Annotated in this window: 21 protein-coding genes; 5 read left to right on the top strand and 16 right to left on the bottom strand. The window is 66.7% G+C overall.

Features of this window, described 5'->3' with window-relative positions; genetic code table 11:
- Positions 1-21: 21 nt before the first annotated feature.
- The 3 genes from ACFTR6_RS14820 to ACFTR6_RS14810 all read right to left on the bottom strand — a co-directional run bounded on the left by ACFTR6_RS14820 (position 22) and on the right by ACFTR6_RS14810 (position 2,124).
- Entirely contained in the window at positions 22-627 is a 606-nt protein-coding gene (locus ACFTR6_RS14820; RefSeq protein WP_087871897.1) for a dihydrofolate reductase family protein, read from the bottom strand.
- A gap of 64 nt (positions 628-691) precedes the next feature.
- Complete coding sequence (locus tag ACFTR6_RS14815; protein WP_377958447.1) at positions 692-1,033, bottom strand: YciI family protein; 342 nt, start codon at positions 1,031-1,033, stop codon at positions 692-694.
- Positions 1,034-1,068: 35 nt separating this feature from the next.
- Complete coding sequence (locus ACFTR6_RS14810; protein ID WP_076803143.1) at positions 1,069-2,124, bottom strand: DNA polymerase IV; 1,056 nt, start codon at positions 2,122-2,124, stop codon at positions 1,069-1,071.
- A gap of 158 nt (positions 2,125-2,282) precedes the next feature.
- Here ACFTR6_RS14810 and ACFTR6_RS14805 point away from each other — a divergent pair, with 158 nt between their 5' ends.
- Positions 2,283-2,762: a DM13 domain-containing protein gene (locus ACFTR6_RS14805; protein WP_377958446.1), complete on the top strand. Its 480-nt coding sequence runs from the start codon at positions 2,283-2,285 to the stop codon at positions 2,760-2,762.
- A 20-nt stretch (positions 2,763-2,782) separates the two neighbouring features.
- Here the strand turns inward: ACFTR6_RS14805 and ACFTR6_RS14800 are convergent, their stop codons facing one another.
- Positions 2,783-5,296, bottom strand: coding sequence for a PEP/pyruvate-binding domain-containing protein (locus ACFTR6_RS14800; RefSeq protein ID WP_377958445.1), 2,514 nt, complete (start codon positions 5,294-5,296; stop codon positions 2,783-2,785).
- A 325-nt stretch (positions 5,297-5,621) separates the two neighbouring features.
- Here ACFTR6_RS14800 and ACFTR6_RS14795 point away from each other — a divergent pair, with 325 nt between their 5' ends.
- Complete coding sequence (locus ACFTR6_RS14795) at positions 5,622-5,861, top strand: hypothetical protein (RefSeq protein ID WP_076803147.1); 240 nt, start codon at positions 5,622-5,624, stop codon at positions 5,859-5,861.
- Between the two features lie 23 nt (positions 5,862-5,884).
- Here ACFTR6_RS14795 and ACFTR6_RS14790 read toward each other — a convergent pair whose 3' ends face one another.
- The 4 genes from ACFTR6_RS14790 to ACFTR6_RS14775 form a co-directional block, all read right to left on the bottom strand.
- Positions 5,885-6,190: a hypothetical protein gene (locus ACFTR6_RS14790; protein WP_377958444.1), complete on the bottom strand. Its 306-nt coding sequence runs from the start codon at positions 6,188-6,190 to the stop codon at positions 5,885-5,887.
- A gap of 81 nt (positions 6,191-6,271) precedes the next feature.
- A complete protein-coding gene (locus ACFTR6_RS14785; protein WP_377958443.1) occupies positions 6,272-7,228 on the bottom strand; it encodes an alpha/beta fold hydrolase in 957 nt (318 codons plus the stop codon).
- A 72-nt stretch (positions 7,229-7,300) separates the two neighbouring features.
- Positions 7,301-7,645, bottom strand: coding sequence for a branched-chain amino acid transporter permease (locus ACFTR6_RS14780; RefSeq protein WP_377958442.1), 345 nt, complete (start codon positions 7,643-7,645; stop codon positions 7,301-7,303).
- On the bottom strand, positions 7,638-8,456 hold the full coding sequence (locus ACFTR6_RS14775; RefSeq protein WP_377958441.1) for an AzlC family ABC transporter permease: 819 nt from the start codon (positions 8,454-8,456) through the stop codon (positions 7,638-7,640). The genes ACFTR6_RS14780 and ACFTR6_RS14775 overlap by 8 nt, the downstream gene beginning before the upstream one ends.
- Between ACFTR6_RS14775 and ACFTR6_RS14770 the strand changes: the two genes are divergently transcribed.
- Both ACFTR6_RS14770 and ACFTR6_RS14765 read left to right on the top strand, forming a co-directional pair.
- A complete protein-coding gene (locus ACFTR6_RS14770; protein ID WP_377958440.1) occupies positions 8,457-8,891 on the top strand; it encodes an Lrp/AsnC family transcriptional regulator in 435 nt (144 codons plus the stop codon).
- A 70-nt stretch (positions 8,892-8,961) separates the two neighbouring features.
- Positions 8,962-9,396 carry an SRPBCC family protein gene (locus ACFTR6_RS14765; RefSeq protein ID WP_377958439.1) on the top strand — a complete coding sequence of 145 codons (435 nt, stop codon included), beginning with the start codon at positions 8,962-8,964 and terminating at the stop codon, positions 9,394-9,396.
- 39 nt (positions 9,397-9,435) lie between these two features.
- Here ACFTR6_RS14765 and ACFTR6_RS14760 read toward each other — a convergent pair whose 3' ends face one another.
- A complete protein-coding gene (locus tag ACFTR6_RS14760) occupies positions 9,436-10,656 on the bottom strand; it encodes a thiolase family protein (protein WP_377958438.1) in 1,221 nt (406 codons plus the stop codon).
- Positions 10,657-10,680: 24 nt separating this feature from the next.
- Positions 10,681-12,087, bottom strand: a complete 1,407-nt coding sequence (locus tag ACFTR6_RS14755) for a class I adenylate-forming enzyme family protein (protein ID WP_377958437.1) — start codon at positions 12,085-12,087, stop codon at positions 10,681-10,683.
- 60 nt (positions 12,088-12,147) lie between these two features.
- Here ACFTR6_RS14755 and ACFTR6_RS14750 point away from each other — a divergent pair, with 60 nt between their 5' ends.
- A complete protein-coding gene (locus ACFTR6_RS14750; RefSeq protein WP_377958436.1) occupies positions 12,148-13,044 on the top strand; it encodes a neutral zinc metallopeptidase in 897 nt (298 codons plus the stop codon).
- 131 nt (positions 13,045-13,175) lie between these two features.
- Here the strand turns inward: ACFTR6_RS14750 and ACFTR6_RS14745 are convergent, their stop codons facing one another.
- From ACFTR6_RS14745 to ACFTR6_RS14720, 6 genes are all read right to left on the bottom strand, one after another.
- Positions 13,176-13,508: a metal-sulfur cluster assembly factor gene (locus ACFTR6_RS14745; protein WP_076803166.1), complete on the bottom strand. Its 333-nt coding sequence runs from the start codon at positions 13,506-13,508 to the stop codon at positions 13,176-13,178.
- Between the two features lie 16 nt (positions 13,509-13,524).
- Positions 13,525-14,310 (bottom strand): Fe-S cluster assembly ATPase SufC, encoded by a 786-nt coding sequence (gene sufC, locus ACFTR6_RS14740; RefSeq protein ID WP_076803168.1) that lies wholly within the window; start codon positions 14,308-14,310, stop codon positions 13,525-13,527.
- A 109-nt stretch (positions 14,311-14,419) separates the two neighbouring features.
- Positions 14,420-14,779 (bottom strand): non-heme iron oxygenase ferredoxin subunit, encoded by a 360-nt coding sequence (locus ACFTR6_RS14735; protein WP_087873436.1) that lies wholly within the window; start codon positions 14,777-14,779, stop codon positions 14,420-14,422.
- 54 nt (positions 14,780-14,833) lie between these two features.
- Positions 14,834-16,075, bottom strand: coding sequence for a Fe-S cluster assembly protein SufD (gene sufD, locus ACFTR6_RS14730; RefSeq protein ID WP_076803172.1), 1,242 nt, complete (start codon positions 16,073-16,075; stop codon positions 14,834-14,836).
- Entirely contained in the window at positions 16,075-17,538 is a 1,464-nt protein-coding gene (gene sufB, locus ACFTR6_RS14725) for a Fe-S cluster assembly protein SufB (RefSeq protein WP_076803174.1), read from the bottom strand. The genes sufD and sufB overlap by 1 nt, the downstream gene beginning before the upstream one ends.
- Positions 17,538-18,392, bottom strand: a complete 855-nt coding sequence (locus tag ACFTR6_RS14720) for a helix-turn-helix domain-containing protein (RefSeq protein WP_087873434.1) — start codon at positions 18,390-18,392, stop codon at positions 17,538-17,540. The genes sufB and ACFTR6_RS14720 overlap by 1 nt, the downstream gene beginning before the upstream one ends.
- Positions 18,393-18,447 lie beyond the last annotated feature (55 nt).

Genomic DNA, 18,447 nt, shown 5'->3' with positions numbered 1-18,447 from the left:
ATTTGAAGCTCAACGGCACAGTCAGCGGACACGGCGATAGCGGATGTGGGTGGCGAGCGGTGAGTGAAGCACTTCGGCGGGTTCGAACCCGAAGGATTCAACGCCGTCGAAGATGCGTTCGCCTGCACCGAGCAGGACCGGTGCGATGTCGAGGGTAAGCTCGTCGATCACGCCGGCGATCAGTGCCTGCCGGACTGTCGAGGCACCACCGGCGATGTCCACACCCTTGTCGCCGGCCGCCTGGCACGCTGCGGAGTAGGCCGCGTCGAAGCCGTCGGTGACGAAGTGGAAAGTCGTCCCGCCGTCCATCTGAATCGGGTCATGTGCGTGGTGGGTCAGCACGAACACCGGCGCGTGGTACGGCGGTTCGGGGCCCCACCAGCCGGTCCATTCCTCGTCCCAGTCCCCGCGGATCGGGCCGAACATGTTGCGGCCCATTACATACGCTCCCCGCGGGCGCATGAGCCAGTCGTTCGCGACCTTGTCGGCATCGTTTGCCCGCGGGTCGCCGATGTGCCAGCTGTGGAGCTCCAAACCGCGCTTGCCCAAGGGGTTGTCGAGACTTTGGTCCGGCCCGGCCGCGAAGCCGTCCAGCGAGATCGACATGTGGCAGGTAGTATTCGGCACCGCAAACCTCCTGAATGAATGCGACTTTGCATCGGTCGTGAGGGGATTCTGGGGAGTCTAGCAGCTAGCTGGCGGGGTCGTAGTAGAAGGCCCGCACCTCCTGCGCGCAGCGGCAGGCGGCGGCGATCTTCGCGGCCCATTCCAGCGCCGCATCGTAGGAGGGCAGCTCCAGAACGGAGTAGCCGCCCTGGAGTTGCGCCGTTTGCCGGTAGGTGCCCTTGGCCACAGTCCCATCGGCGGCGACCATCACGGGCGGGATGCTCTCATCGATGCCTCCGCCGAACACCCAGACGCCGGCGTCCTTCGCTTCCTGAACCACCGCGTGCGCCGCATCCGAAACTGCCGGCAGCTCTTCGTCCGGGACGATCATGGCGGCACTCGGAAACGAGATCAGGTACTTCGTCATGGCGTCGGCTCCTTCTTCATGGCAGGCGGTTGGATTCACCAACCGCCGCGGGTTGGCGTGTGTCCCTTTCGGGCGTCGTCGGGCATGGTCATTTCGGCCCGCAGGCCCAGCAGCCGGATCGGACGGCCCGCCTCGATTCCGCCAGCCAGGTCCAGGGCCCGTGCGAGGATCTCGTCCCGGTCGAAGGTCTCGGGAATCTTCCTCGCATGGGTCTTGGTGAGGAACGGCGCGTACCGGACCTTCAGGGTCAGCCCAACCACAGGCCGCCCTTCAGCCACAACGTCCTCAAGTACGCGCGCTGTGAGTTCCCGGACGGCGTCGTCCACCTGGGCAGGTTCGGTCAGGTCGCGCTGGAAGGTGGTCTCGCGGCTATGCCCGCGAGCAACCCACGGGGTGTCGTCCACAACGCTGGCGCCATCCCCGCGCCCCAGCTCCGCATACCAGGGACCCATCTTGGGACCGAACTCCGGGACCAGGTCCTGGGGGTTGCATGCGGCGAGCTCGGCGACCGTCTTGATGCCGAGTTTGGCCAGCCTCCCCGACACCTTGGTTCCGACGCCCCACAGGTCCTTGGTGGGCCGGGTGCCCATGACGTCGAGCCAGTTCCCGGAGGTCAGACGGAAGACGCCGGCCGGCTTGCCGAAACCAGTGGCGACCTTGGCCCGCACAAGGGTGTCGCCGATGCCCACGCTGCAATGCAGCTGCGTTCGCTCCAGGACGGCGGCCTGCACCCGCCGGGCATAGGCTTCCGGATCCTCCGTCTCAGTGCCTACAAAGGCTTCATCCCAACCCAGCACCTGCACGGTGGCACCGGGCTGCTCGCGTAGGGTGGTCATCACCGTTTCGGACGCCGCAAAGTAAGCCTCGTGATCGACGGGCAGGATCACAGCGTCGGGCACCTTCCGGGCCGCGACGCGCAAAGGCATCCCGGAACCCACGCCGAAGGCCCTGGCTTCATAGGACGCGGTGGACACCACCGCCCGTTCGGTTGGGTCGCCTCGGCCGCCGACGATGATCGGCTTGCCCGCAAGCTCCGGCCGCCGCAGCACCTCGACCGCCGCGATGAACTGGTCGAGATCGACGTGCAGCACCCACCGGTTTCCGCCCACGCCACCAGTCTGCCCTAAACATCCCCGAAGGCCCATAAAGACCCGTCGTGGTTTACTGGGAAGACGGCGCTTTGCCCGTATGGGCTTGGAAACGCCACTCTTAGGTTCTTTGGGGGAACATGAGATCGCTTCGGTTGTCCATGTCATTGTTGCTGGTGGCAGGTGGACTGTCAGCATGCACCCCTGCGGGCGCGCCGGAAGGCCAAGGCGGCGCCGTTGCCACCTCCTCCCCTGCCGCATCGGCGTCAGCAACAGGCCACTGGACAGAGGTCTTCGAGGGCGAGTTCGTCTCGCAGGCGGTCACGACCCGAGGCAGGGCGGTCCTCACGGTCACCCCCAGCAAGGTCGAGTTGAAACTGGCCAACTTTTCCACGGGGGCGGGCGGCAACCTGCATGTGCATCTAAATCCGGGCAAGTTGGGTCCCAAAGCCGGCGAAATGGGACTGAGTTCCTCAAACACGTTTGTTGTGGCGCCACTGAAGGCGCGGCGTGGCGCCCAGTCCTACGACCTGACCTCCATATGGAAAGAACTGCCGGAGGTCCAGAGTGTCACCATCTATCAGTACAGCGCCCGGGCACGGCGCGCCTACGGTACCGCCAACCTGGTCAGACGGTACTAATTTCCGGTTGTCCGCCGGCTTCACCCATTGCCCGCGGAGCCTGCGCCCGAAGCCACCACCGTCCCGGCGCTGCCGTCCACAACGACGCGCTGCCCCTCGGCCAGGGTGGCCGTGCCCGTGCCGGTCCCCATCACCGCCGGGATTCCATATTCCCGGGCCACAATCGCCGCATGCGAGCCGAGCCCTCCCATGTCGACGACGACGGCGGCCGCGCGCTGGAACAGCGGCGTCCAGGAGGGGTTCGTGTAGGGGCAGACAAGAACGTCGCCGCTGCGCAGCCGGCCGAACTCGTCCGGGCCCCTGATGATCCGCACTGGCCCTTCTGCGCGGCCGCGGCTTGCCGGGGTGCCGGCGACCAGTACGCCCGCTGCTTGACGGCGGTCCCTGAACAGGCGGTCCCTGAACAGCAGCGCCGTGTCCAGCAGCGGAACCCCCTCGAGTTCCCGGCGCCTGGCCGCCCTGGCCAGCACGAGCGGCCGGTAACGCTGCCGGACGGAAGCCGGCAGCGCACCGCCGTCGTCCGTTATGGCCTCCAGTTCCTCGAACCGCAGGTGGTAGACGTCCTTGACGCCGTCAATCACCCCGGCGGCAACAAGGCGGCGGCCGAGCTCGCGGTACGCGCGGCGCATGGGCGGAATGACCTTGGTGGCGTAGAAGTGGCTGTCCTCGCGGAACGCCATTCCCGCCCGGGCGGCGTCGACGGCGGCGAGCACCTGCCGCCGGACGGGCCCGAAGCGGAGGAGGGGGTGGCGCTTCAGCTCAGCCAGTGCGGCGCCGGTCTGGTCTGCCCTGCCTGGCGGCTGGCCCATGAGCGCCTTCACCAGCCCCAGCACCACCTCGGGGGCATCGGACCAGGTGGGTGAACTGCTCAGCACCGGGCTGACGGTTTCACGGTTCCCATATTCGCGCAGGAAGCGGTCAAACGCCTCGCGGAAGGCTGCGTGTGCCGGCTCTTCAAGAAGCCGCGGCAAGGCCGCCCCGTCGGATCCATCAAAGGCGCGGGCCAGGCCTGGATCCTCCCGGACCATCACGGCCAGCTGCTCCAGCGAGCGGTTCGCCTGGCTGGTCCGGGTGTCCGCGCCCGCGATCAGTGCGGAAGCCAGGCCCGTCCTGCCCAACAGCAGGAGCATCAGGCGCAGCCTCAGCAGGGGAAGGAATATGCCGGGCATGTAGGAGATCCGCAGGTCTGTGATGCCCCGCATCGCGGCAAAGCAGTCCCGCGCGGCGCCCACAACCTCTGGCCAGCGCAGCGTTTCCAGGTGCCGTCCGTTCAGCCGGTCCACCTGCTCCAGGAAAGCGGTGAACCTGGGGTCGTTCTGCCAGTCGGCCATCCTGTACTGCCCCGCGCGGCGGGCCAGGCCGAGCGGCGCGGCCAGGGCGCGGAGCGTCAGCCGCGGGGACGGCGGCACGAGCTGGACCACCACACCGTCCTCTTCCGGCAGCAGCTCCTCGACGGTGGGGAACCGCGCACCGACGCTTCCGCCCATCCTCTGCAGCATCGCCAGGATCCCCTGCTTCATCCAGCCGGACACATCCAGCGGGTAGGGCCGCTCCTGGAACATTTCGATGAAGAACGGCACCACCCGCCGCTGCACCATATTGAGCCGCAGCGGCTGGGGCGGCAGCGCGGTCATGGGCCGCGACTGCAGCACAAACATCTGGCCTCCGGCCAACGCCCACTCCATGTCCTGCGGCCGGCCGAAGTGCTCCTGAGATTTGCGGCCCAAGCCAGCCAGTCCCCGGAGCTGGTCCGCGGTCAGGGAAGGATCCGGGCTGCGGCTGCCGGGCTGTTCCCTGATTCCGCCCTCCGCGGCCAGGCCAATCACCACCTCGCCGCCGCCGGGTGTGAAGCTGCGGATCCTGCCCCTCCGGTCCAGCACATACTGTTCCGGTGTCACCCGGCCGGACACCACCGCCTCGCCCAGGCCCGGGCTGGCATCCACTACGGTCTCATTGCGCTCACCTGTGACCGGGTTCGCGGTGAACATGACACCCGCGGTGTCGGCCGGCACCATCTTTTGAACGACGACGGCGATCGCCACCTCCCGCGGGTCGATCCCCTGCCGCTCTCGGTAGGCAATGGCCCGGTCGGTCCAGAGGGAGGCCCAGCAATCGGCAACCGCTTTGGCCAGCGCCGTCTCGCCGATGACATTCAGGAACGTGTCCTGCTGGCCGGCGAAGGCGGCTCCGGGAAGGTCTTCGGCAGTGGCGCTGGAACGGACAGCCACCGCCCCGCCTCCCAGGGCCGCATAGGCCTCGGCAATCTCCGTCCGGACGGCCGGGGGCACGCCAAGGCGGGCGATCAGCGCGCGGAGGGCGCCGCCGTCGTGCTTGTTTTGATCAATCGCCTCCAGCGCCGCCCCCAGCTCTGTTCCGGCGAGCAGCGAACGGTAGGCCTCCGTGGTGATAGTGAACCCCGGAGGCACCGGAAAGCCTTGCCGCACCAGTTCGCCCAGGGCTGCTCCCTTGCCGCCGGCGTCCGCGAGATCTGCCATGCCGAAGTCACCAAGCGGGCGGACTGTCCTTCGAGTCATCCGGGACTCCTTCTGGCAGGCATCAGTGTGGTTGGTGCTGTCGCCGCACGTCGGGGCGTGTAAAAAGTACTCCACTCCCGCGTCCCCGGCATAGTGTTTGGGCACCGAGAAAGGCCTTCCCCGCCGGGTTGCGTGACGTTACGCATGCCTCTTGACCCCTCCCGGCATCGGTACCAAACTCTTACTGATTACCAATTTAGAGTTTCGTGAATTCCTGTACGTGGGCTGTGTGTTGGGCGGTTTCTGCACGTCGCGCGGCGCCGGGAAATCCAAATCCGGCTGCCGCAGTCAAGTTATGTAGGGTCTCAAATCCGAGGAGCACCTGATGGGCCAGCGGCCGATTGTTGAGTGGTGGGATGAGCTGGATGAGGTCACGAAGAAGTGGCTCGTTGATAATCCCGGCTGCGTAGTTCTTCCGCGGACGGTGGCAAACGTGGTTCACCAGGTCTCGGGGGGCAGCGTCGCCCAGGACCAGCACGGCGAACACCTGCTGTCAGATGCGGAGCAGTCCTTTATCCGGGCGAAGTGCAAGGCTGCCGCGGGGTCTGCCCGTAAGCATTGGTAGGTCCGCAGGACCTTCTCCGCCGGCTATTCCGCTTCGAAGCCGAGGCGGTCGCGGACAAGCTTCGCCACGACGGCGGCGTGCTGATCCTTGTCTGCACGGGTCCCTGATTTCAGCATCGCCAGATATGCGACGTATGCCGCAGTCCGGGTGTCGTAGGCCGCGGCGCGCGTCTCGAGTGCCAGCGCCAGGGTGGCATGGGCCTGCGCCAGCCTGATCTGCAGTTCGGCATCAACATCAGCGCCGGAGAGTGCTTGCTCTGCGGCGGAGAGAAGGGACTGTGCGACGTCGGCGTGCTCGTTCGCGGCGCGCTGGCCAAGGTCCGGCTGCATCGGCTCTGCCTCTCTTTGTTCAGCCCGCGAATGGCGGACGCGCGCTGTGGAGTAAAGCCTAAAACAGGTTGCCCACTTCTGTTACGCCTCCCGACGGTCCACCCGGGACAGCCCGTCCGCGATTTCTTCGACCGCGCCGACAAGCGCGGCCCAGCACTGCGGCCCGCCATGCCCTTCGTTCTCGATGACGGTGAGCCGGCTGCCGTCCCAGCGCTGATGAAGCATCCAGGGCGTGATGACCGGCCCACTTACGTCTTTCCGCCCGTGAATGAGGTAGCCGGGAACTCCGTTGAGTTGGTGGATTCTTTCCATGATGGTCTGTCCCTCCGGGAGGAAGGCGTCACTGGACCAGTAGTGGGTGACGAGGATGGCCATGGTCATCCGCTCGCTCGCGTCGTCAAACATCGGGCCGGGCTGCCAGAGCGGATCCAGCGAGACGTGCGTCGATTCCCACCGGTCCCATGCCAGGGCTGCGGTTTCGGCATCGTCCCGGTCAGTGCCGGCGAGGCGGCGGGCGTAGGCATCCACCACGCGCTCCCCCGGCCTGCGCCTGGCGGCCTCCGAGAACTCCTCCCATGCTTCCGGGAAAATCCGCCCGACGCCCTCCGTGATCCACTCAACCTCCTCGCGGCTCGTCGTTCCCACCGCCATCAGGGCGAGCCCGTGCACCTGCTCCCGGTGCTGCAGGGCATAGGCCAGGGCCAGCGTGCTGCCCCAGGACCCGCCCGTGACGATCCACTTCGCAATTCCGAGGTGCCGGCGAACGGCCTCGATGTCCTCGATCAGGGCCTGGGTGGTGTTGGCCGGCAGGGAGGGCAGATCGTCCTGGACAGCCGGTTTGCTTCTCCCGCAGCCGCGCTGGTCCAGCCCGATGGTCCGGAATTTCGAAGCATCGTGGCGGGTCTTGTATCGGGGACCCAGGCCAACACCGGGGCCGCCGTGGAGGTAGAGGACGGGGACCCCGGCCGGGTTGCCCGATGCCTCCCAAAAGATTTCTGCCCCGTCGACGTTTACCAGCCCCGCGCTTTCGCCCGTCATTCAACAAACGCTACGGGACGGGCCCCAGCAGGGGTAGGGTCGCCGTCGGGATCCCTGCAGTCCCGGCGGCGGTCATGCCAGCGCTGAGGTAAGGTCCACGTTGACCAGAACGACGTAGACTGCGGTGCCGACGCCGACGCTCAGGAGAGTGCGGCGCCCGGCCAGGAGGTGGGTGGCGGCGGTAACAGCCACAGCCAGACATGCCACAGCCGCCGTGTCCGGATCAGCCAGGATGGCGCCGCGCAGGGTTGAGGCGGCCAGGATGCCGAGGATGCCCACGGGCATCCACACAGCCAGCGCCTTCACCAGGGCGGACCGCCGGAGCGTCTTGAGCGCAGCAAACGGAAGCGCGCGCAGGCCGAGCGTGATGGCGAACACGACGCCACAGACGGCAAGGATGTAGCCGGTATCAGGCATCGGTGGTGCCCCTACGATCATGGCCGGGCCGGAGGACGAAGCGGGCCAGCAGGAGGATCAGAAACAGTGCCAGTGCCGCGAAAAGGGCTTGGGACGGCAGGAGAACCGCGGCGACAGCGAAGCTCAGTCCTGCCAGCAGGAACGACGGAAGGTGCTGGCGTGTGCGCGCGGCGTCGAGCGTGAGCGTGACGAACAGTGCACACAACGCGAAGTCGAGCCCTTTAACTGGCCCGGGCATCAGCGACCCGACCAGTACCCCCGTGAGGCCGCCCCCGAGCCAGTAGCAGTGGAACGCGGCCTGCATGCTGACCAGCCGCCAGGGTGTCCAGGTGTCGCTGGAGGCGGCCGTGACCGCATAGGCCTCGTCGATCAGCGCATACACGGAGTAGGCCTTCGCGAGCGGGTTCTTCACCACATGAAGGGGGAAGGAGAACGAATAAAATACGTGGCGGAAATTCACCAGGAATGTGGTCAGGGCGATGGTTGCCAGCGGTGTGGCCGCAACGATCATGCCGACGAGCAGCAATTCCAGGGACCCGGCGAAGCCGGCAACCGACAGCGCCGGCGCCACCCACCACGGCAGGCCAGCCTGAACAACCAGCAAGCCGAACGCGATGCCCAACGGATACATGCCCAACCCTGCTGCGAAGGAGTTCCGCAAACCCCGGGCGGTCTCATGCCGCCGGGAGTTCGGGGCGGTGTCCGCGGGGACGATTTGTGTCGCATTGCCATGACCCAATCGTTTCAGTTTTGGCCTGGCACGCGATTGCCAATATTGCAGTCCAGTGCAGAACAAGAGCAACATATTCATATGGATAAGCTCGATGCAGCAATAATCGAAGTGCTGGAGCACGACGGGCGGATCTCCAATACGGACCTGGCCGCCGCTGTGGGTCTCACACCTGGACCCTGCCTGCGCCGGGTCCAGCGGCTCGAATCCACCGGCGTCATCCGCGGATACCGCGCGGAGATCGACCCGAAGGCGGTGGGCCGCGCCTTCGAGGTGATTCTCGACGTCGAGCTCACCAACTTCGACCGGAAGAGCGTGGACCGCTTCGAGAACACCATGGCCGCCTTCGATGAGGTCACCGAAATGCACCGCCTCTTTGGTTCGCCGGACTACTTTGTACGCGTCAAAGTCGCCGATCTGCCGGACTACGAAGCCTTCCTCAGCGACCGCGTTATGACCATCCCCGGCATCCAGAAAGTCAGTTCCCGGTTCACCATGAAAACCATCAAGGGCTGAATCCGCAGCTCCGGAAAAAGGCCACGTAGGCTGGAGCCCGACCGTTTACCCCCTGCCCGAGAGGAACCACATGGCCCACGCTGAAAACGAAGTCACCATCAACAGACCCGCGTCGGAGGTGTACGCATTCCTGGCGGACGGCCTGAACAATCCAAGATGGCGCTCCGGAGTGCAGGGCATCGCTCTCAAGGAAGGCTCCGCCGGAGAGCTGGGGGCCATCTACAGCCAAACGCTGACCGGGCCGAAAGGCCGGCCCATCCAGGGCGACTACAGAATCACCGATGCTGTGCCAGGAAAGCTTCTGGGCTTTCAGGTGGTGGCAGGTCCGGCACGCCCGACCGGCAGTTACACGCTGACCGAGGAGGGCAACAGCACCCGCGTCCGTTTCAGCCTGGACCTCAAGCTTCCGGTCCTCATGCGCGTTTTCGACTCCCTGGTGACCAAAACCATGGAATCTGAGGTAGCCCAGCTGACGAAGCTAAAGGAAGTCATCGAGGCCGGCTAGGTCAATATAGCTAAGCCCGAGCGGCCCGGGCGATCAGGACTACAGCCGGACGTGGCGGAACAGCGCGGCGGTGCCCATGCCGCCGGCGATGCTGATCATGGCCAGGGCGAGCTTTCCCCGGGCAGTGCGCGAAGGTTCCCGCCTGGCCTGTGCTAGGAGCCGGGTGACCAGCACTGCTCCGGACGCCCCGTAGGCATGGCCCAGGGCCAGGGCGCCGCCGTCGGCGTTGGCACGGGCCGCGTCGATCCCCAGATGGTCCAGGCATGCAAGGGTCTGGGAGGCGAACGCCTCATTGAATTCCACGAAATCCACGTCCCCGGCAGCCACGGAATGCGCCGCCAGCAGGTTGGACGCAGCCGCCGCAGCACCGATGCCCAGGAGCTGCGGCGCCACGCCGGCGGTCTCCGTGCCGAGGACGGCCAGGCCGTCGCCAGCACCCAGTTCCCGCGCCCTGGCCAGGGACGTAATAACGACGGCGGCTGCACCGTCCGCGTCGAAGCATGAATTTCCGGCGGTGACAGTCCCGGACTCCACGAACGCCGCGGGGAACCGCGCCATCAGGGCCTCGCTGAGTTTGGGGCGGGGACCGTCGTCTGACGTCACAGTGGCCTGCACCGCCCCGGGTGCCGCGGGCAGCCCGACCGTTTCCCTGCCAAAGGTCCCGCTGCCCTGCGCAGCCACGGCCCTGCGGTGGCTGCGCAGGGCGAACTCGTCCTGGCGGTTTCGGCTGATGCCGTACTCGCGTGCAACGTTCTCTGCCGCGACGCCCATGTCCGGATCACCGTGGGTGTGCGGCGCGAACTCGGCGCGGCTGAAAAAGGCGGGTTCGCCGTCGTCGTTCCGGTGCGCGCGCAGCGGCGCGGTGCTGATGCTCTCGACCCCGCCGGCGAGGTAGGTGCCGCCGCCGGCGGCGACGAGCCGCGAGGCGAGGACAATGGCGTCCAGGCCTGAGCCGCACTGCCGGTCCACAGTTAGCCCGGGAACCGTGACCGGCAGGCCGGCTTCCAGTGCCGCCAGCCGCGCGACGTTGCCGCCCGCACCCACGGCGTTGCCGATGACGACGTCCGCCACCTCGGCCGCCTCCACACCCGATTCGTGGAGTAAGGCCGCGAGGACCGGGGCCAGCAGTTCATGGGAGCGCAGGTGCTTCAGCGCACCGTTCGCCCGGCAGATGGGCGTGCGCAGCGCCGCGATAATCACGGGCTGCCGGTCGTCGGGCAGCACCAGGGCCCCGCTGCCGGTCACAGCGCTGCCGGTCACAGCGCCAGACAAAGAGACCCCATGCTAGACAAGGTGCCGGACCCGGCTGTCGCGGGCCGCGATCCAGTCGAGGAGCAGGCGCCGGCTGACCTTTCCGCGGTCCGTCACCGGGAGCTCATCGAGGGCGAAGTACTGCAGCGGCCGCTTGTCCTTGGCCAGGACGTCCTCCAGGCCGGTCTTTAGCTGGGTGGCCGTGACCCCGCCGTGGGAAGGAACGATGCCGGCCACCACGCGCTGGCCCCTGAGGTCATCATCCATGCCCGCCGCAATCGCCGAGGCAACTCCGGGGACGGAGGAGAGCGCCAGCTCCACCTCGTGCGGATAGACGTTCTTGCCTGCGGTGATGATCATGTCGGCGCGCCGGCCGAGGATGTGCAGGACGCCGTCGGCCAGGTAGCCCTGGTCCCCCACAGTGAACCAGCCGTTGAAGCAGCGCAGTGCCTGGCCGTCGTCCCCCCAGAGGTAGCCGTTGCTGACCATGCCGCTTTTGACGCTGATGTTGCCTGCGGTGCCGTCGGGAAGTTCCGCGCCGGAATCGTCCAGGATCCTCACTTCCACGCCGGGGAACGGCCTGCCGATCGCGGTGCTCCCGGCGGCGGAGGGCTCGCCCGCGGCCAGGCCGGCGCCGGAGACGAAGCTCAGCTCAGACGCGCCGTAGTACTCGAAGATCGTGGCATGCGGCGCCCAGCGGCGGGCGGCCTCCAGCGTGCGCGCATCGAGCTTCGACCCCGCGCAGATGATGGTCCGGACGCCGGAGGCATCCACGCAGCCCAGCAGCCCGCGTTCGCTGAGCAGCCGCAGCATGGTGGGCACCAGCACCAGCCGGGTGATGCCGTCGTGCGCGATGGCGGCGTGGACGTCGCCGACGTCGAACGTCCCCAGCGTGTGGAACTCCGAACCGGCGTAGAGGCACTCGGCCAGGGCGTAAAGGTTCAGGCTGGCGGCCAGCGGGCCGGGCGCAAGGGTCCTGTCGTCCTGCGTGAGTCCGAAGAACTCCATGGACGCGTCGAAGGACTGCTGCCAGGAACGGCGCGAGCGGGTGAACGCCTTGGGCACGGAGGTGGTGCCCGAGGTCAGGCCGATGAGGAACGAGGCCTCAGGGTCCCCGTCCGTCAACTCAATGCCGGCGCCACCGGGCACCGGGTCAACGCGGGAGCCCAGCCGCTGGACGATCTCGTCCTGCAGCGCCTCTGGCCATGTGGGGTCCAGGACCGCACACTCGCGGTTTCCGGCGACGGCGGCAGCGAAGTCAACGGCGAAGCGGGTGGAGTTAGGCTGGGCGAGCACCGTGACGGGCGCCGTTCCGCGGCTTGCCGCAGCCCGCGCGGCGTCGCGCAGTTCTGCCCAGCTGAGCCGTCTTCCGGCGACGACGACGGCGGTGTCGTCGGGGCGTTCATCGGCCCAACGCTGAAGGTTGTTGAGAAAAGGCATCGGACCAACTTTACCGGCCTGAACCCGCCACTGCCGTCCGGCGGCGGCTATTGTGACAACATGAGCTTCAATGACGGGGTCGAACTGGACCCATCCCAGGTGGAAGACCGCCGCGGCAGCGGAATCGGCCGCGGCACCAAGATCGGCGGAGGCATCGGGGGCGGCGTTGTCCTGCTCCTGGCGGCCCTGTTCGGCATCAACCCGCAGCTGCTGGAGGGGCTCGTCGGCACAGGCCAGGAACAGCCCGGCCAGAGCCAGGGCACGGCGCCCAGCGAATGCAAATTGGGCTCGGACGCCGACCAGCGGCTCGACTGCCGCATCACCGGCACCGTGAACAGCCTCAATGCCTTCTGGCCCGCCTACCTGGCCGAGTACAGCCTTGACTATCCGCGTCCCCGGACCGTGCTGTTTGAGGTCGGCACCAACACCGGCTGCGGTGCCGCGACCTCGGAAGTCGGCCCCTTCTACTGCCCGGCAGACACCACGGCGTACTTCGACCCCGGCTTCTTCCAGGAGCTCGTGGACCGTTTCGGGTCGTCCGGAGGTCCCCTGGCGCAGGAGTACGTGGTGGCCCACGAATTCGGACACCACATCCAGAACGTCCTCGGCGACCTGGACCAGGCGCAGCGGGATCCGCGCGGACCCGAGTCCGGTGCCGTCCGCGTGGAATTGCAGGCGGACTGCTATGCCGGCCTTTGGACCCGCTACGCCACCACCCAGAAGGACCCGAAGACGGGCAAGCCCTTCCTTGAACCGCTCAAGCAGCAGGACCTGAACGATGCGCTTTCGGCCGCCTCAGCCGTCGGCGATGACCGGATCCAGAAGGCCGCCACAGGACGCGTCTCGCCCGAGGGCTGGACGCACGGGTCCAGCGCCCAGCGGCAGAAGTGGTTCTACCAGGGCTACAGGACCGGTGACATCAACCAGTGCGACACGTTCAGCGCCACGACGCTGTAAATCCCCCTCGATTGCTCCGTAGACGCCCTTTTGACTGATGAAAAGGGCACCTTTGGAGCAGTCGATGGTGGGAACGACGACGGCCGGTCACCTTCGCTGGGAAGGTGACCGGCCGTCGTCGTACTTGTGTGTCAGATGTTGAAGCCGAGGGCCCGCATCTGGTCCTTGCCGTCGTCGGTGATCCGCTCCGGACCCCATGGCGGCATCCATACCCAGTTCAGGCGCCACTCGTCCACGACGCCGTCAAGCGCTTTGCCCACCTGCTCCTCGAGCACGTCGGTCAGCGGACAGGCGGCGGTGGTGAGGGTCATGTCGATCAGCAGGGCGCCGTCTTCATCCGAGTACCGCAGGCCGTAGAGCAGGCCCAGGTCCACGACGTTGACCCCGAGTTCGGGGTCGATGACGTCCTTGAGCGCCTCTTCGACATCCTCCAGGGCGGTGCGCCCTGCGTCGATTTCGGTCATGGTCAGTCAGTCCTAACTAGGCCTGGACCGCAGCCGCCGTGGCGGTTCCGGCAGCACCGGCGTAGCGGTCGTAACCTTCTTCTTCCAGACGGTCGGCGAGTTCCGGGCCGCCCTCTTCCACAACCTGGCCGTTCACGAAGACGTGGACGAAGTCAGGCTTGATGTAGCGCAGGATCCGAGTGTAGTGCGTGATGAGCAGCGTGCCCATGTTGCCGGTGGCGTGTGCGCGGTTGACGCCTTCGGAGACCACCTTGAGGGCGTCAACGTCGAGGCCGGAGTCGGTCTCGTCCAGGACGGCGAACTTCGGCTTGAAGAGTTCCAGCTGCAGGATCTCCACGCGCTTCTTCTCACCGCCGGAGAAGCCTTCGTTGACGTTGCGCTGGGCGAAGTCGGCGTCGATGCGCAGCTGCTGCATCGCGGCCTTGACGTCCTTGGTCCAGGTGCGCAGGGCCGGGGCTTCGCCGTCGATGGCGGTCTTGGCGGTCCGCAGGAAGTTGGTCATGGTGACGCCGGGAACCTCCACCGGGTACTGCATGGCGAGGAAGACGCCGGCGCGGGCGCGCTCGTCAACGCTCATGGCCAGCACGTCTTCGCCGTCCAGCGTGATGGAACCGCCGGTGACGTTGTAGCGCGGGTGGCCGGCGATGGTGGAGGCCAGGGTGGACTTGCCGGAGCCGTTGGGGCCCATGATGGCGTGGGTCTCACCGGTGCGGATGGTCAGGCTGACGCCCTTCAGGATTTCCTTGGTGCCCTGCTCGGTGTCGATGCTGACGTGCAGGTCCTTGATCTCAAGAGTAGACATGTGTCTTGTTCTCCTCTGCACCGTGCCGTTCTGTCGGCGGTGCGGTCTCTGGTCTGGAAGTTGTTAGGTTCTGGGACAGGCCCGGCTGGCTTCTGCGGCCGTTGCCGGATCAGGTGAAGTTCGGCGTTTCGGCGCCGTTCAGGACGTTGGTGAAGTCCACGTAGACGTCGTCCCCGTGGATCTCCACCGCGAACACCGGAACGGGGTCGTAGGCCGGCAGCTGCAGGGGTTCGCCGGTGCGCAAATCGAACTGGGAGCCGTGCCCCCAGCACTCGATGGTGCAGCCTTCCACGTCGCCCTCGGAGAGCGAGATGTCGGCGTGCGAGCACGTGTCACCGATTGCGTGGATTTCTCCCATGGAGTCCTTGACGATCGCGACGGGGTAGTCGTCGATCAGGATCCGCAGGGCCTGCTTGAGCTGGATCTCGTGTGCCTTGCAGACGAGTTCGCCCTTGGGCTGTTCAGTCATCCGTTGTCCTGTGCTGTAGTTCCGGCCGGTTGGGCCGGGCCTGTTTCCGTACGGTCAGTTCTCGTTGGCGGCGAGCTCGCGCTCGACTTCCTCGGTCAGGCGCTCTTCGAGGGCCGGAACCTTGATCTGCTGGATGATCTCGTTGAGGAAGCCGCGCACCACGAGCCGGCGGGCCACGTCTTCGGGAATGCCGCGGGCCATCAGGTAGAACAGGTGCTCGTCGTCAAAGCGTCCCGTGGAGCTGGCGTGGCCGGCACCCTCGATGAGGCCCGTCTCGATTTCGAGGTTGGGCACGGAGTCTGCCCGGCAGCCGTCGGTGAGCACCAGGTTCTGGTTCTTCTCGTACGAGTCGGTTCCCAGCGCCTGCTTCTGGATCAGGACGTCGCCAACCCAGACGGTGTGCGCGTTCTTGCCCTGCAGGGCGCCCTTGTAGAGCACGTTGGACTTGCAGTTGGCCACGTTGTGGTCAACGAAGGACCGGTGCTCCAGGTGCTGGCCGGCGTCGGCGAAGTACAGGCCCAGCAGCTCGGCCTCGGCGCCCTCGCCGGAGAAGCGGACGTTGGAGTTCAGGCGCACCACGGAACCGCCGAGGGAAACGGCGATGTGCTTGTAGACGGCGTCCTTGCCCACCTGGGCGTCGTGCTGGCCCAGGTGGCGGGCGTCGTCTTCCCAGAGCTGCACGGAGATCACGGTCAGCTGCGCGCCCTCGCCAACAATCACTTCCAGGTTTCCGTTGTGGTCGGCGGCACCGGTGTGCTCCACGATGACCACGCTGCGGGAGTTGGCACCCGCCTCCAGCACGAAGTGTGCGTTGGAGCGGCGGCCTGCGCCCGCCCCGTTGACCAGGATGCGGACCGGCTCAGCCGGCTCTGCCTCGGCCGGGATGACCACGTGCAGGGCCTCGTCCGTGTTGGCGGAGGCGACGACGGCGGCCCGGTCGGCCGGGGTCAGGACCGAGCCGCGCGGGGCGGCACCCTGTGCGAGGGTTCCGCGGACGTAGCCTTCGGGAGCTTCCACGGTGAACGCTGCAGCGTCGCCGTCCGTTGCGGCGTCGGACAGCAGGTTGGCCAGTCCGCGGACCGGGGTGAAGCGCCATTCCTCTTCGCGGCCCGTGGGCAGCGCGAAGTCGGCGACGTCGAAGCTCGTGAGCCGCTCGGCGCGCGAGGACATGACGGTGACGCCGTGGTTGTGGCTGTGGTCCACCTTCGCGGGGACCAGCGCCTCGCCTTCCTCCGTGAACCCGGCGATGGAAGGAGCTCCGATGCGGGCCTTTTCAGTAGTAATTTCGGCAGTCATTAACCGACGGATCCTTCCATCTGGAGTTCAATGAGGCGGTTCAGCTCGAGGGCGTATTCCATCGGCAGCTCGCGGGCGATCGGCTCGATGAAGCCGCGCACGATCATGGCCATGGCTTCGTCTTCGCGCATGCCGCGGGACATGAGGTAGAAGAGCTGCTCTTCGGAAACGCGCGAGACGGTGGCCTCGTGCCCCAGCTGCACATCATCCTCGCGGATGTCGATGTACGGGTAGGTGTCCGAGCGGCTGATGGTGTCCACCAGCAGAGCGTCACAGCGGACCGTGTTCGCCGAGTGCTTGGCACCCTCGCGGACCTGGACCAGGCCGCGGTAGGCCGCGCGTCCGCCGCCACGGGCAACGGACTTGGAGATGATGGAGCTCTTGGTGTTCGGCGCGATGTGCACCATCTTGGAACCGGTGTCCTGGTGCTGGCCTTCGCCGGCGAACGCGATGGACAGGGTTTCGCCCTTGGCGTGCTCACCCGTGAGGTAAACGGCCGGGTACTTCATGGTGACCTTGGAGCCGATGTTGCCATCGATCCACTCCATGGTGCCGCCCTCTTCGCAGATGGCGCGCTTGGTCACGAGGTTGTACACGTTGTTGGACCAGTTCTGGATGGTGGTGTAGCGGACGCGGGCGCCCTTCTTGACCACGATCTCGACGACGGCGGAGTGCAGCGAGTCCGAGGTGTAGATCGGCGCGGTGCAGCCTTCGATGTAGTGGACGTAGGAGTCCTCGTCGGCGATGATCAGCGTGCGCTCGAACTGGCCCATGTTTTCCGTGTTGATGCGGAAGTAGGCCTGCAGCGGGATGTCGACGTGCACGCCCTTGGGCACGTACACGAAGGAACCGCCGGACCATACGGCCGTGTTCAGCGAGGCGAACTTGTTGTCGCCCACCGGAATGATGGTGCCGAAGTACTCCTGGAAGATCTCCGGGTGCTCGCGCAGCGCGGTGTCGGTGTCAAGGAAGATGACACCCTGGCTCTCGAGGTCCTCGCGGATCTGGTGGTAGACAACCTCGGACTCGTACTGGGCGGCGACGCCGGCCACGAGGCGGGCACGCTCGGCTTCCGGGATGCCCAGCTTCTCGTACGTGTTGCGGATGTCCTCGGGCAGATCCTCCCAGGAAGCAGCCTGCTTCTCGGTGGAACGCACGAAGTACTTGATGTTGTCGAAGTCAATGCCCGACAGGTCCGCGCCCCAGGTGGGCATGGGCTTGCGGTCGAAGTACTTCAGACCCTTCAGGCGGAGGTCGAGCATCCATTCCGGCTCGTTCTTCTTGGCCGAGATGTCGCGGACCACGTCCTCGTCGAGGCCGCGGCGGGCGTTAGCGCCGACGTCGTTCTTGTCGGCCCAGCCGTACTCATAGTTGCCGATGCCGTGCAGCTCGGGATTCTTTTCCAGAATCTCAGCGATAACACCAGGCTCGGCAACCTTCTTCTCTGATAGTTGGTCCGTCATCACGGCCTTTCTTGCAGATGGTTGGATACTTCGTCCAGGGTGTCCGGCGTGTCACCGGCGGCCGAAGCCACCGTCAGGGCCGGACGGCCTGTGGGTATGTGGGTGGTGCAGACGTGTCCCCCGCGGGCGAGCGTGGAAAGCCTGCGGACATCGACACCGACGAGGCGCGAAAACATTTCCGCTTCCGCGTCGCAGAACACGGGAAACTGGGTGGCCAGCTGCTGGATAGGGCAGTGCCCCTGGCACAGCTGGACGCTGGACAGCGCCGCGGGCAGCGGCGCCTTCGCTTCAATGGTGGCCGTGGACGCGACGAAGCCGTCCCGCGACAGGGCGGCAGACAGTGCCTGGGCACGGGCGGTGATGTCGGTTCCGGCCGCCTCCACCTCGGGGGCGTAGCGGCGCTCCATCTCCGCAAAACGCTCGACGGCGAACCGGCGGACGGCTTCGTCCCCCGCCACCGCGCCGAGCTGCTTGAGCGCCAGCGTGGCGATGTTCAGGTAGTCATCGCCCAGTGAGGACTGGCCCTGGGAGCTGAGGACGTAGCGGCGGGCGGGACGGCCGGCTCCGGCGCCTGCGCGGGCAACGCGCTTGACCTCGATCACGCCTGCACGGGAGAGGTGGTCCAGGTGGCGGCGGACGGCGGCCGGAGTGAACCCGAGCAGGTCGCCCAGTTCCGCGGCGCTGACCGGCCCGTGTTCCAGGACGGCGCTGAGGACGCGGTCGCGCGTGCGCTCATCCGAGTCGGCTGCGGCCGGCACCGACGCCAGGGCAGCACGTTTTCCACCGCGCAGCGCACCGGTAGGCGCGCCCTGCCCGGCCAAAGGCGCGGAAGTGGTCTTGGTCATGGAATACACAACACAATAATGTCGTAATTTATTGCGGCCTTCCAGTAAGGCAAGGCTGACCTGA

This window comes from Arthrobacter sp. NPDC057009, from assembly GCF_042673905.1.
Classification (GTDB): Bacteria; Actinomycetota; Actinomycetes; order Actinomycetales; family Micrococcaceae; genus Arthrobacter.
This window is presented reverse-complemented; position numbering and strand designations above follow the sequence as displayed.

Coding starts and splice junctions, on each gene's coding strand:
- ACFTR6_RS14815 (WP_377958447.1), bottom strand. CDS start 1,033: ATGACGAAGTACCTGATCTCGTTTCCGAGTGCCGCCATGATCGTCCCG.
- ACFTR6_RS14805 (WP_377958446.1), top strand. CDS start 2,283: ATGTCATTGTTGCTGGTGGCAGGTGGACTGTCAGCATGCACCCCTGCG.
- ACFTR6_RS14800 (WP_377958445.1), bottom strand. CDS start 5,296: ATGACTCGAAGGACAGTCCGCCCGCTTGGTGACTTCGGCATGGCAGAT.
- ACFTR6_RS14795 (WP_076803147.1), top strand. CDS start 5,622: ATGGGCCAGCGGCCGATTGTTGAGTGGTGGGATGAGCTGGATGAGGTC.
- ACFTR6_RS14790 (WP_377958444.1), bottom strand. CDS start 6,190: ATGCAGCCGGACCTTGGCCAGCGCGCCGCGAACGAGCACGCCGACGTC.
- ACFTR6_RS14785 (WP_377958443.1), bottom strand. CDS start 7,228: ATGACGGGCGAAAGCGCGGGGCTGGTAAACGTCGACGGGGCAGAAATC.
- ACFTR6_RS14780 (WP_377958442.1), bottom strand. CDS start 7,645: ATGCCTGATACCGGCTACATCCTTGCCGTCTGTGGCGTCGTGTTCGCC.
- ACFTR6_RS14775 (WP_377958441.1), bottom strand. CDS start 8,456: ATGAATATGTTGCTCTTGTTCTGCACTGGACTGCAATATTGGCAATCG.
- ACFTR6_RS14770 (WP_377958440.1), top strand. CDS start 8,457: ATGGATAAGCTCGATGCAGCAATAATCGAAGTGCTGGAGCACGACGGG.
- ACFTR6_RS14765 (WP_377958439.1), top strand. CDS start 8,962: ATGGCCCACGCTGAAAACGAAGTCACCATCAACAGACCCGCGTCGGAG.
- ACFTR6_RS14755 (WP_377958437.1), bottom strand. CDS start 12,087: ATGCCTTTTCTCAACAACCTTCAGCGTTGGGCCGATGAACGCCCCGAC.
- ACFTR6_RS14750 (WP_377958436.1), top strand. CDS start 12,148: ATGAGCTTCAATGACGGGGTCGAACTGGACCCATCCCAGGTGGAAGAC.
- ACFTR6_RS14745 (WP_076803166.1), bottom strand. CDS start 13,508: ATGACCGAAATCGACGCAGGGCGCACCGCCCTGGAGGATGTCGAAGAG.
- sufC (WP_076803168.1), bottom strand. CDS start 14,310: ATGTCTACTCTTGAGATCAAGGACCTGCACGTCAGCATCGACACCGAG.
- ACFTR6_RS14735 (WP_087873436.1), bottom strand. CDS start 14,779: ATGACTGAACAGCCCAAGGGCGAACTCGTCTGCAAGGCACACGAGATC.
- sufD (WP_076803172.1), bottom strand. CDS start 16,075: ATGACTGCCGAAATTACTACTGAAAAGGCCCGCATCGGAGCTCCTTCC.
- sufB (WP_076803174.1), bottom strand. CDS start 17,538: ATGACGGACCAACTATCAGAGAAGAAGGTTGCCGAGCCTGGTGTTATC.